This is a genomic window from bacterium (assembly GCA_030690305.1).
Classification (GTDB): Bacteria; Patescibacteriota; Minisyncoccia; order Phycocordibacterales; family JAGLPS01; genus JBBUCK01.
In genome coordinates this window covers 111,098-125,742 of the sequence record JAUYHB010000020.1, presented here as the reverse complement: position 1 = coordinate 125,742, position 14,645 = coordinate 111,098, and the positions used below count along the sequence as shown (strand labels likewise).

Sequence of the window (14,645 nt, the reverse complement as noted above, 5' to 3'; positions counted from 1 at the left end):
CTGAATTGTAAAGACTTAATCTGTGAGAGATCACATACCGTAGCGCTTTAAGGCAACGTCCACAATCTTGTTTATCGCCTGGGCATAAGTCAAACCCGCAGCTTGTGGAAATGTGCCGAACACATCTTCCGGACCCAGGTTGGGAAGCGGATTGATTTCAAGGACATACGGGTTTCCCTCGGTATCAACCCTGAAATCCACCCTTCCAAAATCGCGGCAGTCCACGGCCTCATACACGGCAACGGAAACGTCTTTCAGTTTCTTCTCAAGGCTCTTGGGAATGTCTGTCGGGCAAATACAGCCCACTGACTTTTCGACAACATCTTTTGATGTGTAAAAACGGTCACCGAGCTCAAGTGTGTTGTTCATCATGTACTGTATAACCGGCATTGGTTCGGGATTTTCATTCCCGATTACCAGCACGGTGAATTCAGTTCCACTGATGAATTCCTCGACAAGAGCCGGTTGTTTGTACAGCATGTGCACAATATCAACTTGCTCTTTCAACTCCTTTGGAGTCCGCACAAGTGAGGCTTTGGTAATTCCTTTCGAGGTTCCTTCCCGTGAGGCTTTTACAAAAAGCGGAAAACCGATTGTGTTTAAGTTCTCCAGATTGTTTCCCGGCTTTGCTTGAAAATAACGCGGTGTCGGAATTCCTTCGGCAAAAAAGAACTTCTTTGAAGCCAACTTGTCGAGAGTAATCCCCAACGTGAGACCGTCAGAGCCGATAAACGGAATACCGAACATTTCCAGAATTACGGGCACTTCGGATTCTCGGTTACGCCCCCTCAAGCCTTCGCAGATATTGAGCACAATATCCACATCAAGGTTTTTGATTTGCGATAAGAGCGAAAAAGCGTTACCGATGCGTTTCACCGCATGGCCACCATCTCCGAGAGCCTCCTCAACATGCCTAATTGTAGCTTCTTTATCGAGTTCTGCGGCAGCATCCACGGGATCGTTTGGAGAATGTTGCCAGTCGCTTTTCAGGTTGTAGGTAAACCCAATCTTTTTTTTCATATGTACAATCTCCTTTCTGAAACCAGATTAGCAGTTTTCTAAGGCAAGTCAATTCAAATAAAAGTAAGCCACAAAGAAAAAGCCCGTTTGATATCAAACGGGCTTTTGAGAGATTAGTTTCCTGTGCTTAAGAACAGAGAGGACCTCCTCGTACACAAGACGGGGATATTGATCGGTAGTGTCAATCACTGCGGAGGAAATCTGTTTGGAAAGCGTGAGATAGCCTTTGCGCACTCTTTCATGGAATGAAAGTTTTTCTTTATCAAACCGCGTCAGTTTTTCTTTCCCTTTCATCCGGCGCGCAAGTCCCACTTCGGGTTTTACATCAAGGATGATGTAAATATCCGGTCCGTATTCCCCGACCGCCTCCTGGTTCATTTGGGAAAACAGGCGTCGAAGTTCCGGCCGTTGCCTGCCGTAGACCTGATAAGCGATTGTTGAAAGGTCGAAACGATTCGAAACAACAGTCTTACCCTTTTCAAGAGCAGGGATAATGAGTTCACGCATATGCTGTATGCGGGCGGCACAGAAAAGAGCGATTTCCGTTTCCGGAGTCATACCTTTCGAACGGTTGTCCATAAGAAGGGTTCTGATTTTTTCGCTGATGGGGGTCCCACCGGGCTCACGGGTATATACGGTGTCGGACGGAAAATGTTTTTTGAGCATTTTCACAATTGTATCTTTCCCGGACCCTTCCCCTCCTTCAAACACGATAAATTTTCCTTTTTTCATATGTACGTCCTCCTAGATAAATTTTTCACTATGTAGGTTGTTCCACAGAGAACAATAGCATTGACGCGTGCAAAAGCAAGAAAAAAGACGGGGTATTTCTACCCCGTCTTTTGGTGTGTACGACTGATTATTCTTTTTTTACAATGTCTTGTTTTCCTCTCTTGATGTCAAAACGGCCGGCCCCTTCCTGAATATGGAGGCGCAGCCCGTGTTGTCCGAAATAGTCTTTGAGTTCTTCGGCCATCATCACCGCTTTCTTTTGAAGCGTTGGATGAACCGAAGGAGAAGAACGTAATTCGACGAGGTATGCAAGCGACGGCAAATCGCCGCTGATGCGGATAGGAACCCTGTACCCCATCGGCAAATAATACTGTCGTTCTTCCGCCGAAACTTCGAGACTCTCAATTATTTTGAGTTGTCTTGCGATAAAACATTCGGCCTTCTCTCTTAGATCACACGGCAATTGCTCGAGATACCATCTTTCAAACCCAAAATGCGGAGTGAGAAGCGGCATTCGTTGCACAATTGCCCTATGACGCTGGATATCGCGGAATGACCCGAAATCAAGAAGCAGGTCAAATTGAACCGCGCCGCATGCCCCAATGAATTTCGGTAATTCGGTTTGAGGCGGACGTCGTTCAAGAACCGCTTTGTAATACTCGAGCTGTTCGACATTCACGCCGTTGTGGGTAAGACTGCATTCGGAAAAACAGGGGTTGTCGACGGAAAAATAGTATGAGTGTTTCATCCAGCATTCATTGTATTTTTCCGTTTCGTCATATCGTTTATGCTGGAAAGAGTTCGGAAAACTTTCCTGCAGAGCTTTTTCCAGGGTTTCCGCAATATCACGTACTTCGGAAAGCGGATGATGTCTGAGAAGGGTAATTTTGTCCGCGAACTGCCGAAGGTTTGAATGCCACGCAAGGTTAGTGGTCGCACCCGCCGGAAGAAAACATCTTAGAGTGTCAAATGACCGGGCAATAATTGCCTTCTCGTAGATTTTTTCATTTTCTTCTGCGGGCTTTGGAAACTGTTCCCGGAGATGGGCCCTGACAGGCTCTTGGAGAGCGATATAAAAATTCCGCCACTCCTCAAGCACGGCTTTTCCATTTTCGGTCCCGTACGGGTTTGCAAACCGCTGCAGACCGAAGTCAAGATACCGGGTTGAACACTCTTGTCCCGAATAGAGCATCCAGTCCTGCACCGCCTTTGCTGCAAGCATGGAGACTCCTTCGATAAAGACGGTTCCTGTTCCGCAGTCGCCGATTGACTTGTGGCCGTACCCGACATAATAGACACTCATGAACTTGTCGGGGCCTTTCTCGGCAAGAACCTTCATATGAGAACGCACCCCCTCTGAAGATCGCGAATGAAGCGCCTGAAGCATCGCTTCGGCTTCGGGATGGATGTGCGCCCCCGTGTTTAAAACGAGAACTTCCCCACCGTCTCTAAGCCGCTGTACAACATGTTCCAGACCACCTATAGTTTCTTTCATATTACAACCTCCTTTTGGGTTTTTATTATCAAAGAGAAAAATAACGTTTCTCGAAACATACTACCTTTTTGGGCTCTTACGTCAAAGGACTACATAATTTGACATAATGCCGGAAAATCATTAGCCTCATAGAAAGGAAATTGTTCTTTAATCTTTTAAAAGGAGGCGAAGGATGAGACAGGAAATCGGAATTATGGTCGCTGTCGACAAAAACTGGAGAATCGGAAGAAAATCCGATTTCCCTCTCGGAACTCTTGAAACAAACATGCGCTGGCTTGGAGCAGTGGCAAGTGAAGCAACGATTATCTTTGGGAGAAGAACGTATGAGTCCGTAGTCGCTTTCGACCCGCTCGTTTTTGGGCGCCCGTTCATTGTTTTAAGCAGGAGCAACAGCCTTGAAGTAAAAGGCTCGGTAGTATGCCACTCTGCGCTTAAGGCCCTGGATACGGCGCACAGGCTCAACAAGTCGAAAGAAATTGTTGCGGTTGGAGGAGGAGAGATTTTCAAGGAATTTTTTCCTCTTGCGTCACGGCTTTATATCGCTCAAAGTGGTCGGATAGTAAAAGGGGCGATGAAAATTTCATCCCTAATTACGATGGACAAGTGGTATTCCGGAAAACGTGAGTGCCATAATCTGGGAGGAAACGAAACACAGCAAAGTTTCAGCTTCATCACCTTTGAAAAAAGAAAAAACCATCCCGCGGCTGTATAGCTGCGGGATTTTCTTTTGGATTGACAAAAATTCAAAAAACGCTAGCTTCAGTGTTTAGACACAGAAACCATTGAAAACCAAAGGAGGCTATATATGGCACTTTCCGATAAAAAGATTCTGGGAGAGATAAAAAAGGGAAATATTCTTATTTCCCCGTTCAATAAGAACCATCTCTCAACTTCAAGTTACGACGTTACTTTGGGGGAGTTTTACTACAGAGAACAACCCCCCAAACCCCATCACCCTTTTTTCAATATCTGGGAAAAAGAAAATGTTGAAGAAGTGTGGGGCAAGCCTTTCCGGGCTGAAAAATTAGGGAAATTTTCCAAGGCTCCCAAGAAACTTTCCGGAATTGGGAAAAAAGATCGTGTGATATTCCTTCGGCCAGGTGAAACAATCCTTGCTCATACCAATGAATTCATTGGGGGAAGAAACACTGTCACTACGATGATGAAAGCGCGGTCGTCTCTCGGACGGTGCTTCATTGAAGTCTGTAAATGCGCCGGCTGGGGCGATGTGGGGTATATGAATCGTTGGACAATGGAAATTACCAACAATTCCACGCACTATACGATTCCTCTCGTTGTCGGGAGACGTGTTGCTCAAATAATCTTTTTTAAGACCGGTAAAATTCTTGATAGAGATTATTCAAAAGAAGGCAAATATCAGACTCATTCTCAGATCGAGAAAATGAAAAAAGAATGGAAACCGGAAATGATGTTGCCGAGATTGTACAAAGACTCCGAAATAAAAATAAAATAGGTTTTTAAAAACAAAAGCCTCTGCGTAGTGCAGAGGCTTTTTCATTTTAAGATTTACCCTTTCACTTCAATCCCCATCGAACGGCAGCTTCCTTCGACTATCTTCATCGCCGCTTCAATGTCATTTGCATTCAGGTCGGGCATTTTCTTTTCGGCAATTTCTTTGACCTGCGCGCGGGTAATTGTGCCCGCTTTGGTAACAAGATTCTTTCCCGCACCTTTTTCAACCTTGGCGGCTTTCAAAATAAGGCTTGTCGTCGGAGGAGTCTTAATGACGAAATCAAATGTTCTGTCTTCGTGAACCAAAACTTCCGCTGTTACCGTTTCGCCCATTTGTGCCTTCGTCAGTTCGTTAAAACGCGTGACAAATTCACCAATGTTAATACCTGCCTGGCCCAATGCGGGGCCGATTTGCTGGCCCGGTACGGCCTTTCCTGCCGGAAGTTGGAATTTTAGTTTTTTGACTACTTTCTTTGCCATAATTAGGTGAGGATATATTAAATTTTCTTAACTTGCAAGAAATCAAGTTCAACAGGCGTCTCTCGTCCGAACATCGAAACAAGTACTTTGACCTTCCCACGTTCTTCGTCAATCTGACTTACCTTGCCCTCAAGTTCTTTAAACGGACCGTCAACAATCATTACCGTGTCGTCGGGAGAGAGTGCGATATCGTGCTTGACCGTCCCCGCATTCATTCGTTTGAACAATTCTTCGATTTCCTTGGGTTCAATCGGAACAGGGTAGACTCCGGAACCGACAAACCCCGTAACACGGGGGGTGTTTCTCACCACGTACCAAGAATCGTCGGTCACAATCATGTCAACGAGAATGTAGCCGGGGTAGATTTTCTCTTCCTCCTCTACCCGCTTTCCTCCTTTGATTTTTATTTTTTTCTCGGTCGGAACAATGACACTGAAAATCTTGCCTTCCATACCCAGAGACTCAATGCGCTGTTTTAGGTTTCGCATGACCGCATTCTCGTATCCGGCATACGTATGAATGGCATACCAATTCCGGCCCTGTTGAATTTTTTGTTTTGTCATAATGTTAAATGACGAATTTTCCTAGGATTTGTGAAAAAACAAAGTCAAAAAAGCCAAGGAAAAACGCGGTAGCAAACGATGCGATAATCACAATCGCCGTGAACACGACAACCTGTCGACGGGTCGGCCAGCTTACGTGTTTTAATTCCCCTCTTGTCTCTTTTATATAATCAATAATACTCATAGTGTTTTTGTAATAAAAGGTGTATTCACCCCTTTTTACGACTTCGACTCGGACGCTGTGTGAGAGACTACCTGCCCACACACTCCTCGCTTGTCGTAATAAAAAACGCCCCGAAGGCGTCACAGATATAGTACCACCTCAAGAAACAAAAGTAAACCGGTTTGAGGCATTGGGTACGCCTAACAAAATACCCTGTATATACAGGGTATTTTGGGAAACATTTTCACGGATTCCTATTTTCCGAGCTCGTAAACAATGGTTACGTTTGAAATAACTTTATTCTCGCCTGTAGGTACGGAAGGAACCGCCATACTTGAATCGGCACTTACCGCACCACCCATCCCCATCGCTTCTTTGTAATAAATCGGAGGATAATTTCCGGATTCGTAGAAGCTCACGACTCTAAGCAATCTGACACCGAGGTCTTTGGACAAAGTTTTGGCTTTTTCTTTTGCGTCAGCAATAGCTTTCTGTCTTGCCTCGCGGGCGTATTTTTCTTCGTCCTCTACCGTAAACGAAAGTCCGCTGATTTCGGAAATTCCGATTCCGCCCATCGCACCGAGTATTTCACCCGCCTTATCAACATCTTCAATTTTTACTTGAATCGTTTGTGTCACCGTATAGCCCACAAGTGTGCTTCTGCTCGGAGGACAGCTCCATTGAGTGCAAACGGTGTTGTCATATTCATATTTGGGATACACGTTGTATGAAACGGTTTTGACATTTTTGTCGGGAATCGACATTCCTTTGAGCTTATCGAGCGCAACATCTATTTTCTCCGTTACCTTGTCTTGGGCATCTTTCACGTTTTTCGCTTCCTCCGTCACGGAAAAAGTGAATGTTGCGATGTCGGGAATAACGACAACTTCACCCGTACCGCTAAAACTTACCGTATTAACGGGAGGAATATCGGCACCGACATAACCATATTCCTTGATAACCTTTAGGGACGTGGTCACCAAGAAAAAGGCGAGCACTATTCCCAAAAAAAGACCGAATTTTATTAATTTTTGCATATCGACGTTATTATTCATAATTTTTTCCATACCCTACAAGACGGGTATGTGTGTAGTTTCTTACTTAATAATTTTGTTTATTGTACTAGTTTATTGTACTATTTGTTTCTCTTTTTAAAAAAATCTCAAGATTTTTTACAAAAGTTCAACTTCAAGAGATATATCATCTTTAGGCGGCTCGGCATTAAGCGTACGGGAAAAGGAAGAAGCAAAAGCCCATAACGCCAGTATTGCAATAACTATCGCAACGGTAATAACCCAAAAAACAACATGCCTATTTGTTTTTTCGATGCTGTTTTCCATTAGAAATACATTATACGCCAAAAAATATCGGGGTGCCTACCCGGATTTGAACCGGGACCGAGAGCTCCACAAACTCTAGTGCTAACCATTACACTATAGGCACCATGTGAGGTCAGAATAGCCTACTTTACCTGTTTTTTCAATTTTCTTTCATTCCCAATAAACTAAAAGCCAACCGGATTTTATCGGTTGGCTTGTTTGTGCGTTGAGCCGGCATGGGTGTTGAGGATTTCAATAACTCTTTCTTTGTGCAGAGGCTTCTCACACTCGTAATCGCACCCTACCGCAAGAAGGCCTTTTTGGCAGTCGGTATGGTTTGAAATTGCAATCATCGGACCCTTGTATTTATAGGCTCCCCGTATCTTCACAACAAAATTAACGATTACCGAAAAATTCAATGGATACGCGTCAATTGCAATAACATCAAGGTCGGAATGCTTCACAAGAAAATTAGAGGCTTGTTCACAAGTGAAGGCGCTTAAAATTACAAAGTGGTCTTTGAGTGCTCTCTCATAAATGATGTGATGAATTTGAAAATCATCAACAATAAGAATTTTCCTCTTGTCCATCATCTCCTCCTTTTAAAAGACGGTATGTGAAAGTGCTTAAGTATTTAAGCCAAAAGATACCATTAAACATTGTGAAATTCTACCGGGACATACCTAATGTAAAGTGGTTTGTTGGGGGTTTCCAATAGAAAAGAAGTGGAGCATACTATTTTCTCTCCGCTAAAATAGCTTTCATACAGGCCACTTTTTTTGATACCACAACGTGTATTTTAAGAAAAATAGTGTGTAGAAAACGTCCGGTAAAATTTTTTATTACAACAGATAAAAAGGAAACGGGCGAACAAAAGACACGGGGGTCTGAAAAACGCCTTGCCATCTTTTTTTTCATGTGCTCTATCGTTCCTCTAATGCGGGATTTTTACGAGCTTTTTTAAAATCTCTTCCCTATCCACAGGACGCATGTAGTCTATCGGCGTATAGTAGATAGACACAAGTTTTTTTCTAATCAATACACAATCATGAACAAGCAAATCATACAGTTTGCGTCGGGCATCGTCATCGCTTTTTTGTCGGGACTCGTTGTCGGGAGCAGTTCGTGGCTACCGGAGAAAATTTCTTTTCCGACGCAACAAAAAGAAGGGGTCGCTCACCTAATGATTGATTATTCGGACGGCGCCATTGTTACATGCGAGAAAACTCTTCCGTCATCCTCCACCGCTTTTGACCTCTTAAAATTATGCTCGCAAGACCAGGTGAACCCCTTTGTTCTTGAATTTGAGGATTACCCCGGTCTTGGCGTATTTATCAAGAAAATAGGCGATAAAACAGGAGGAGAGGATGACAAATATTGGGAGTTTTGGGTTAATCACACCCATCCGGAAGTAGGCGCTTCGGCATATACGCTTGAAGGAAACGAATATGTCGAATGGAAGTTTATAAAATCTCAATATTCAATTTAAGTATTATGACACAGCATAGTAAGCGCATGTTCTCTTTTTTCGTCCCCGTCGTGGCGCTTGCTTTCATTTCCCGATTTGTTCCTCATATTCCCAACATCACGCCCCTTGGTGCACTTGGCATCGTTTCTGGCCGTCAGATGAGTTTTTACAAAAGTATTGCACTGACACTTTCAACCCTTTTTGTGTCTGACATGCTTATCGGCTTTTACCACCCGCTTGTCGTGGTGTCGGTATACGGGTCTTTTGTGCTGTACGGCGTATTTGGAAAAATTTCTGAGAATAACATCGCAAGTCTTGTATACGCGGGAGTGGGTGGAGCAGTCTCGTTTTTTCTTATCACAAATTTTGCCGTCTGGCTTGCAAGCGACTGGTATCCGAAAACTGCACAGGGACTTATGAGTGCCTACGCCTTAGGGCTTCCTTTCTTTCGCAATATGCTCATCGGAGACATTTGTTTTACGGCTCTGTTGGGCTATATATATGAAGTTTTTACAAAGACACGCCAATTACCAGCGCCTATGATGCGGTCATGGGCATTTAACGCAGAAAAATATCATGCCTGAGAAAACAACGTCCCATTTTACGGAAGTAATAAAGCGCGACGGTCGCCGCGTTCATTTTGAGAAAGAAAAAATAACCAATGCTATTTTCAAGGCGATTGAATCAACCGGTGAAGGGAATGAAAAAGATGCGGAGAAACTTTCCAATCTTGTCATTGCCGAGCTCAATCGGAGATACCTCCCCGTACACACGCCGCACATAGAAGAAATTCAGGATGTTGTTGAAGAAATTTTCATTACCAAAGATTATGCAAAAACCGCAAAAGCATACATCTTGTATCGAAATGAACGCATGCAAGTCCGGGCTAAGAAACGTCTTGTACCCGAGCACGTACAAAAACTTGTTGCCGAAAGCAGAAAATATTTCAAAAACGAGTTGGCGGAATTTATTTATTATCGTACTTATTCACGATGGATTGAAAATGAGGGGCGGCGGGAAACATGGGTTGAGACCGTGGACCGTTATCTCTCTTTCATGACTGAAAATCTTGGGAACAAAATAACCAAGCAGGATGTGGCTAAAATACGGGAAGCGATACTTGAGCAGCGTGTTATGCCGTCAATGCGCCTCATGTGGGCTGCCGGGAAAGCGGCACGCACCACGAACGTCTCCGCGTATAATTGTTCGTTCATCGCCCCACAAAAAATACGCGACTTTGCAGAAGTTATGTATCTCTTGATGTGCGGAACAGGTGTCGGCTTTTCCGCGGAAAGTCAGACTGTCCAGAAACTTCCTATCATTAAACGCCAGAATGGTGCAAAGAAACTTAAAACGTATGTTATTGAAGACAGTAAAGAAGGATGGGCCGACGCGCTCACGTTGGGTCTGACGACATGGTACAACGGCAAGGATATTGATTTTGATTATTCGGGCCTTCGGCCTGCGGGAGCGCGCCTTAATACCATGGGAGGAAGAAGTTCCGGCCCCGACCCGCTCCGTTCTCTTCTTGAGTTTTCTCGGGCAACTATCATGGGACGTCAAGGGAAACGCCTTACCAATTTGAATGTACACGACATCGTCTGTAAAATCGGCGAGGTGGTAGTTGCGGGAGGAGTGCGAAGAAGTGCCCTGATTTCCCTTTCCGACCTTGATGACAACGAAATGAGGGACGCCAAGAAAGGTCAGTTCTTCCTCACGTACCCGCAACGCTCTATGGCCAACAATTCGGCCGTATATATAGAAAAGCCGAGCGCCGAAGACTTCTTGGATGAATGGATAGCTCTCGCAAAAAGCGGTTCGGGTGAACGTGGAATTTTCAACCGAGGAGGGCTACAGGTCCAGTTGCCGGAACGTAGGTGGAAAGTGTTTTCAAAACATGCGGAAACTTCGGGAACAAATCCATGCGGAGAGATTGTGTTGCGGTCAAAGCAGTTTTGTAACCTCACCGAAGTGGTTGCGCGCAAAGGAGACACGGAAAAAACACTGCTTGAGAAAGTTGAACTTGCGGCAATTCTCGGAACATACCAGTCAACTCTTACATCGTTTAAATATCTCTCCCCCGAATGGAAAAAGAATTGCGAGGAAGAGCGTCTTCTTGGGGTTTCCATCACAGGGCAATGGGATTGCCCGGCTGTAAGAAATCCGGAGACGTTGAAGAAAATGAGAGCAAAAGCGGTTGAAGTAAACCGGAAGTATGCGGAACGGTTTGGAATAAATGCTTCAACATGCGTAACATGCGTAAAACCGTCAGGAACCGTTTCTCAGCTTGTTGACGCCGCCTCCGGCATGCACCCCCGTTATGCCCAGTATTACATTCGCCGTGTCCGCATTTCGACTACCGATCCTTTATTCCAGATGTTTAAAGACCAGAAGTTTCCTCATCATCCGGAAGTCGGACAATCCGAGGAAAACGCCACAACCTATGTCCTTGAATTTCCCGTTAAAGCCCCTGATGGAGCCATTTTACGAAATGACAAAACGGCAATTGAACAATTGGAATACTGGAAAGGGGTAAAAGAAAACTTCACCGAGCACAATCCTTCGGTAACGATTTATGTCGGTGATAACGAGTGGATTGAAGTAGCAAACTGGCTATACAAAAACTGGGACATCCTTGGAGGGCTCTCCTTCCTTCCCCGTGACAATCATGTATACAAACTCGCGCCGTACGAAGAAATTACAAAAGAACGGTACGAAGAACTTCTCTCGAAACTTCCTAAAATAGATTTTTCCCAAATCGTTGTCTATGAAAAAGATGATGAAACCATGGGAGCAAAAGAACTCGCCTGCGTCGGAGGAGTCTGTGAGATATCGTCATAGGAACAACTCTCGCCGCTCAATTTAAAAATATATGCTCTATACCCGAAAAGGAGACGGAGGAACAACAAAAACGTTTGGGTGCGACCAGCGTATTTCAAAGAGTTCGGCAGTTGCCGAAACGTTGGGCTCTCTGGATGAATGCAATTCTTTTTTGGGTATATGCAAAACAAATCCTGATGCAAAAAACCCGTTAAGAGACGAGCACAGTTTCGCAAGCATAATTGACTGGATACAACAGAATCTTTTTATCGTGCAAGCGCATGTCGCCGGAGCGGAAAAGACAATTTCGCAAGAGAAAATCACCTATATGGAATCCGTAATTGACACGATAGAGAAAGAACTGCCTCCGATAAAAACATTTTTTGTGTCCGGCGGAACGTCGCTTGCCGCGCATCTTGATTTTGCGCGTACCCTCGCACGGCGTGCAGAAAGAAGAGCGGTCGCGGTTTCCGAAGAACAAAAAACAAAAATAGACCCAATGGTTCTCGTTTTTTTGAATCGGCTTTCTTCGCTCTTATACGCTCTTGCCAGATTCGCAAACCACAGATTTGGTATAAAGGAGGAGTCGCCGCATTATTAGATTAAACCGCCAGTAAAAACTGGCGGTTTGTCATAGTGCCCAGGGAGGGAGTTGAACCCTCACGCCGTAAAAGGCCACGCCCCTCAAACGTGTGTGTATACCAATTCCACCACCTGGGCATTGAGACTTTCTTGAGGGGAATGTTGTGTATTATGCCTAACTTCCGTCCTCTAATCAAGAAAACGGCCTAGGCCGTTTTCTTTTCTTTTGATTCTTTTATTGATTCCTGTGCTACCTCTTCCGTCTTTACTTCTCCGCTTTCTGCCGGAGCAATCATTTCTTCAACTTCGGGAACCGCTCTGATGTTTCGCATCTGGCGGCGCACTTCCTTGGCAGCTTTGTATTTAATGTGATAGAGCTTTGCCCGACGTACTCTTGAGCGCTTTACGACTTCTATTTTGTCTATCATGGGAGAAAATAACGGGAAGATTTTTTCGGTTCCGATTCCGCTTGAAACATTACGCACCGTAAAAGTGCCTCCGGCCTCTGCTCCGTGTTTGCGTGCGATGATGAGACCTTCAAAAGCCTGCAATCGGAATTTCTCTCCTTCCTTGATTTTTTGCCATACGCGGACCGTGTCTCCGGAGCGTATATCAAGCTTTTTTCGTTCCTCAACGTTTATAGGTGAAATTTTTATATCCGTCATAATCATAGAGAAACAATCTATCACAAGAAGTTTCGTTTGACAACGCTCACAAGGACTCGACTGCCGTTTGAAAATCGGATGGATAAGGGGCTTCGAGAGTGATTTTTTTACCTTTTAAGCCCGTAAAAGAAAGGGATTTGGCATGAAGGGCAAGGCGGTTAAAGCCAAGGATTGGCGGCAATTTAGGGGCATACAAGCGGTCGCAGACGATAGGACGTGAAATCGCCTTAAAATGAACGCGTATTTGGTGAGTTCTTCCTGTTTGTGGGCGGGCTTCTATGAAAGTAAATTCGGGATTGTGTTTGAGCACGCGGTAATATGTTACCGCTTCCCTCAATTCCCCGCGCGCCCCGCGTTCGGCAGTACGTTTTCTAAAATCGGTACTGCTTCTTCCTATGGGAAGATTAATCATTCCGTCTTCTTTTTTTATTTCTCCATAGACAAAAAAATGGTAAACCTTCGCGACTTTCCTGTTTTTAAATTGCCGTTTGAGATGAAGGAAACTTTCTTTTGTTTTTGCGACAAGCAACACACCTGATGTTTCCCTGTCGAGGCGGTGTACAATACCCGGTCGCAATACGGTTTTTCCGGAAGAAAGCATGGTCGGTTCCCCCACCAACTCAATCCCCGGATATCGTTCTGCTGCCCACTGCGCAACGCTATATTCTTCCGTTTTTCCGTCAGAATGAACAATGAGCCCCGCGGGCTTATTTATCGCAACAATATCGTCGTCTTCGTATAAAACAGGAATTTCCATTTATGAAATCGAGAAAAAATTATATCCGCCGACCGCTTCCCTCCACGCGACCGACACATTTGTAACCTGGGCGGACTGGGGGCCTTTTGATAATTTCGTTATAAAATTTTCAAGCGCGGATTTCCCTCCTTCCGCAACAAGAAATACCGAACCGTCCTCTTGATTTTTTATGTCACCAACAATTCCCAGTTCATCGGCGTTTTCTTTAGCAAAGTCCCGGAAAAAAACTCCTTGGACTTTACCGGTGACGACACATTCGATGCGATGCATGTATTTGAATTTTGACTTGGTGCGGGCTCTAGGGCTTGGCCAAGAACATTTTTCACCGCCGTCGCAGTGAAAAATTTCTCGGCCCTGATTTTGCGACCCATTCTGCTGAACGGGTACCCGCGCAAAATCTTTCAAGTCCCTCAGCATAACTATCGAAAGTACAAAATCTGATAGAACGATCTATCAGATTTTGACTTGGTGCGCGCTGAGGGACTTGAACCCCCGACCTTCGCTGTGTAAAAGCGTTGCTCTACCAACTGAGCTAAGCGCGCGTTTTCACTGCCTTTGCATACTCTTGAGCCTATCAAAATAGCGTAAGTGCGCAAATTTCTTACCGAATTTTTTACTATTACTTCCGAATGCCCTCGGTAGGAATCGAACCTACATTAACGCCTTAGAAGAGCGCAGTTCTATCCATTGAACTACGAGGGCACAATCACTCTTAAAGCACGGCATTGATTGTGAGAATATACTACACGAAATTGCGAAAGAGAAAAAGTCAGAGGAGCGGATCCGGAACCGGAAATGGGGATTCTTTTATTTCTTCAAGGTCAGCGGCCTTTTTTTCAAAAGAGTCGATGACATCTCGGATAGCCTTCCTATCAAGGGTCTTTGTTTGAACAGGGTCGGACTGCGCTTCAAAAATATCCCCGGCGGTGATACGAAGGAACAGATAGAAGTTAAATGACCCGCCGATGAGAACAAGAACAATAAATATCACAAGTATCGCCGACCAGTCACGACGAGAGTCGAATGTTTCGTGTGAGTAGTCATACGTTTTCTTTTTGGAAAGCTTTTTAAGGAAGTCCCCTATTATATTTTTCTTTTTTTCTTCCAT

The 14,645-nt window shown here is 44.6% G+C and carries 19 protein-coding genes and 4 tRNA genes; 6 read left to right on the top strand and 17 right to left on the bottom strand.

Annotated features, from left to right (window positions below):
• Nucleotides 1-30 precede the first annotated feature (30 nt).
• From Q8O71_02475 to Q8O71_02465, 3 genes are all read right to left on the bottom strand, one after another.
• Nucleotides 31-1,020: an ATP-grasp domain-containing protein gene (locus Q8O71_02475; protein ID MDP2705239.1), complete on the bottom strand. Its 990-nt coding sequence runs from the start codon at nucleotides 1,018-1,020 to the stop codon at nucleotides 31-33.
• Between the two features lie 93 nt (nucleotides 1,021-1,113).
• A complete protein-coding gene (tmk, locus tag Q8O71_02470) occupies nucleotides 1,114-1,752 on the bottom strand; it encodes a dTMP kinase (protein ID MDP2705238.1) in 639 nt (212 codons plus the stop codon).
• 127 nt (nucleotides 1,753-1,879) lie between these two features.
• Nucleotides 1,880-3,247: an FAD-dependent thymidylate synthase gene (locus tag Q8O71_02465; protein MDP2705237.1), complete on the bottom strand. Its 1,368-nt coding sequence runs from the start codon at nucleotides 3,245-3,247 to the stop codon at nucleotides 1,880-1,882.
• A gap of 172 nt (nucleotides 3,248-3,419) precedes the next feature.
• Between Q8O71_02465 and Q8O71_02460 the strand changes: the two genes are divergently transcribed.
• Both Q8O71_02460 and dcd read left to right on the top strand, forming a co-directional pair.
• Nucleotides 3,420-3,959 (top strand): dihydrofolate reductase family protein, encoded by a 540-nt coding sequence (locus tag Q8O71_02460; protein ID MDP2705236.1) that lies wholly within the window; start codon nucleotides 3,420-3,422, stop codon nucleotides 3,957-3,959.
• Between the two features lie 93 nt (nucleotides 3,960-4,052).
• Entirely contained in the window at nucleotides 4,053-4,721 is a 669-nt protein-coding gene (gene dcd, locus Q8O71_02455; protein MDP2705235.1) for a dCTP deaminase, read from the top strand.
• A gap of 53 nt (nucleotides 4,722-4,774) precedes the next feature.
• Here dcd and rplK read toward each other — a convergent pair whose 3' ends face one another.
• The 7 genes from rplK to Q8O71_02420 form a co-directional block, all read right to left on the bottom strand.
• On the bottom strand, nucleotides 4,775-5,200 hold the full coding sequence (gene rplK / locus Q8O71_02450; protein MDP2705234.1) for a 50S ribosomal protein L11: 426 nt from the start codon (nucleotides 5,198-5,200) through the stop codon (nucleotides 4,775-4,777).
• Nucleotides 5,201-5,217: 17 nt separating this feature from the next.
• Nucleotides 5,218-5,763 carry a transcription termination/antitermination protein NusG gene (nusG, locus tag Q8O71_02445; protein MDP2705233.1) on the bottom strand — a complete coding sequence of 182 codons (546 nt, stop codon included), beginning with the start codon at nucleotides 5,761-5,763 and terminating at the stop codon, nucleotides 5,218-5,220.
• A 4-nt stretch (nucleotides 5,764-5,767) separates the two neighbouring features.
• Complete coding sequence (gene secE, locus Q8O71_02440; protein ID MDP2705232.1) at nucleotides 5,768-5,947, bottom strand: preprotein translocase subunit SecE; 180 nt, start codon at nucleotides 5,945-5,947, stop codon at nucleotides 5,768-5,770.
• A gap of 233 nt (nucleotides 5,948-6,180) precedes the next feature.
• Nucleotides 6,181-6,981, bottom strand: a complete 801-nt coding sequence (locus tag Q8O71_02435) for an SIMPL domain-containing protein (protein MDP2705231.1) — start codon at nucleotides 6,979-6,981, stop codon at nucleotides 6,181-6,183.
• A gap of 117 nt (nucleotides 6,982-7,098) precedes the next feature.
• Nucleotides 7,099-7,266, bottom strand: coding sequence for a hypothetical protein (locus Q8O71_02430; GenBank protein ID MDP2705230.1), 168 nt, complete (start codon nucleotides 7,264-7,266; stop codon nucleotides 7,099-7,101).
• 31 nt (nucleotides 7,267-7,297) lie between these two features.
• Nucleotides 7,298-7,369 (bottom strand) — tRNA-His (locus Q8O71_02425).
• A 79-nt stretch (nucleotides 7,370-7,448) separates the two neighbouring features.
• Nucleotides 7,449-7,838 (bottom strand): response regulator, encoded by a 390-nt coding sequence (locus tag Q8O71_02420; protein MDP2705229.1) that lies wholly within the window; start codon nucleotides 7,836-7,838, stop codon nucleotides 7,449-7,451.
• Nucleotides 7,839-8,293: 455 nt separating this feature from the next.
• Between Q8O71_02420 and Q8O71_02415 the strand changes: the two genes are divergently transcribed.
• Genes Q8O71_02415 through Q8O71_02400 form a run of 4 tightly spaced genes read left to right on the top strand, consistent with a single transcriptional unit; the run spans nucleotide 8,294 to nucleotide 12,134 of the window.
• Nucleotides 8,294-8,734: a DUF4430 domain-containing protein gene (locus Q8O71_02415; protein ID MDP2705228.1), complete on the top strand. Its 441-nt coding sequence runs from the start codon at nucleotides 8,294-8,296 to the stop codon at nucleotides 8,732-8,734.
• Nucleotides 8,735-8,739: 5 nt separating this feature from the next.
• Complete coding sequence (locus Q8O71_02410; GenBank protein MDP2705227.1) at nucleotides 8,740-9,297, top strand: hypothetical protein; 558 nt, start codon at nucleotides 8,740-8,742, stop codon at nucleotides 9,295-9,297.
• Nucleotides 9,290-11,554 (top strand): ATP cone domain-containing protein, encoded by a 2,265-nt coding sequence (locus tag Q8O71_02405; GenBank protein MDP2705226.1) that lies wholly within the window; start codon nucleotides 9,290-9,292, stop codon nucleotides 11,552-11,554. Before Q8O71_02410 ends, Q8O71_02405 begins: the two co-directional genes overlap by 8 nt.
• Nucleotides 11,555-11,585: 31 nt before the next feature.
• Nucleotides 11,586-12,134: a cob(I)yrinic acid a,c-diamide adenosyltransferase gene (locus tag Q8O71_02400; protein ID MDP2705225.1), complete on the top strand. Its 549-nt coding sequence runs from the start codon at nucleotides 11,586-11,588 to the stop codon at nucleotides 12,132-12,134.
• Nucleotides 12,135-12,170: 36 nt separating this feature from the next.
• Here the strand turns inward: Q8O71_02400 and Q8O71_02395 are convergent.
• The 7 genes from Q8O71_02395 to Q8O71_02365 all read right to left on the bottom strand — a co-directional run bounded on the left by Q8O71_02395 (nucleotide 12,171) and on the right by Q8O71_02365 (nucleotide 14,645).
• Nucleotides 12,171-12,253 (bottom strand) — tRNA-Leu (locus Q8O71_02395).
• A gap of 68 nt (nucleotides 12,254-12,321) precedes the next feature.
• Nucleotides 12,322-12,780, bottom strand: coding sequence for a 50S ribosomal protein L19 (gene rplS, locus Q8O71_02390; protein MDP2705224.1), 459 nt, complete (start codon nucleotides 12,778-12,780; stop codon nucleotides 12,322-12,324).
• 46 nt (nucleotides 12,781-12,826) lie between these two features.
• Nucleotides 12,827-13,537 carry an RluA family pseudouridine synthase gene (locus Q8O71_02385; GenBank protein MDP2705223.1) on the bottom strand — a complete coding sequence of 237 codons (711 nt, stop codon included), beginning with the start codon at nucleotides 13,535-13,537 and terminating at the stop codon, nucleotides 12,827-12,829.
• Entirely contained in the window at nucleotides 13,538-13,807 is a 270-nt protein-coding gene (locus Q8O71_02380; GenBank protein ID MDP2705222.1) for an acylphosphatase, read from the bottom strand.
• Nucleotides 13,808-14,003: 196 nt separating this feature from the next.
• Nucleotides 14,004-14,079: transfer RNA gene (locus tag Q8O71_02375), tRNA-Val, on the bottom strand.
• 88 nt (nucleotides 14,080-14,167) lie between these two features.
• Nucleotides 14,168-14,239: transfer RNA gene (locus tag Q8O71_02370), tRNA-Arg, on the bottom strand.
• A 67-nt stretch (nucleotides 14,240-14,306) separates the two neighbouring features.
• The gene (locus tag Q8O71_02365) at nucleotides 14,307-14,645 is read right to left on the bottom strand and encodes a hypothetical protein (protein MDP2705221.1); all 339 of its coding nucleotides are present in this window, start codon (nucleotides 14,643-14,645) and stop codon (nucleotides 14,307-14,309) included.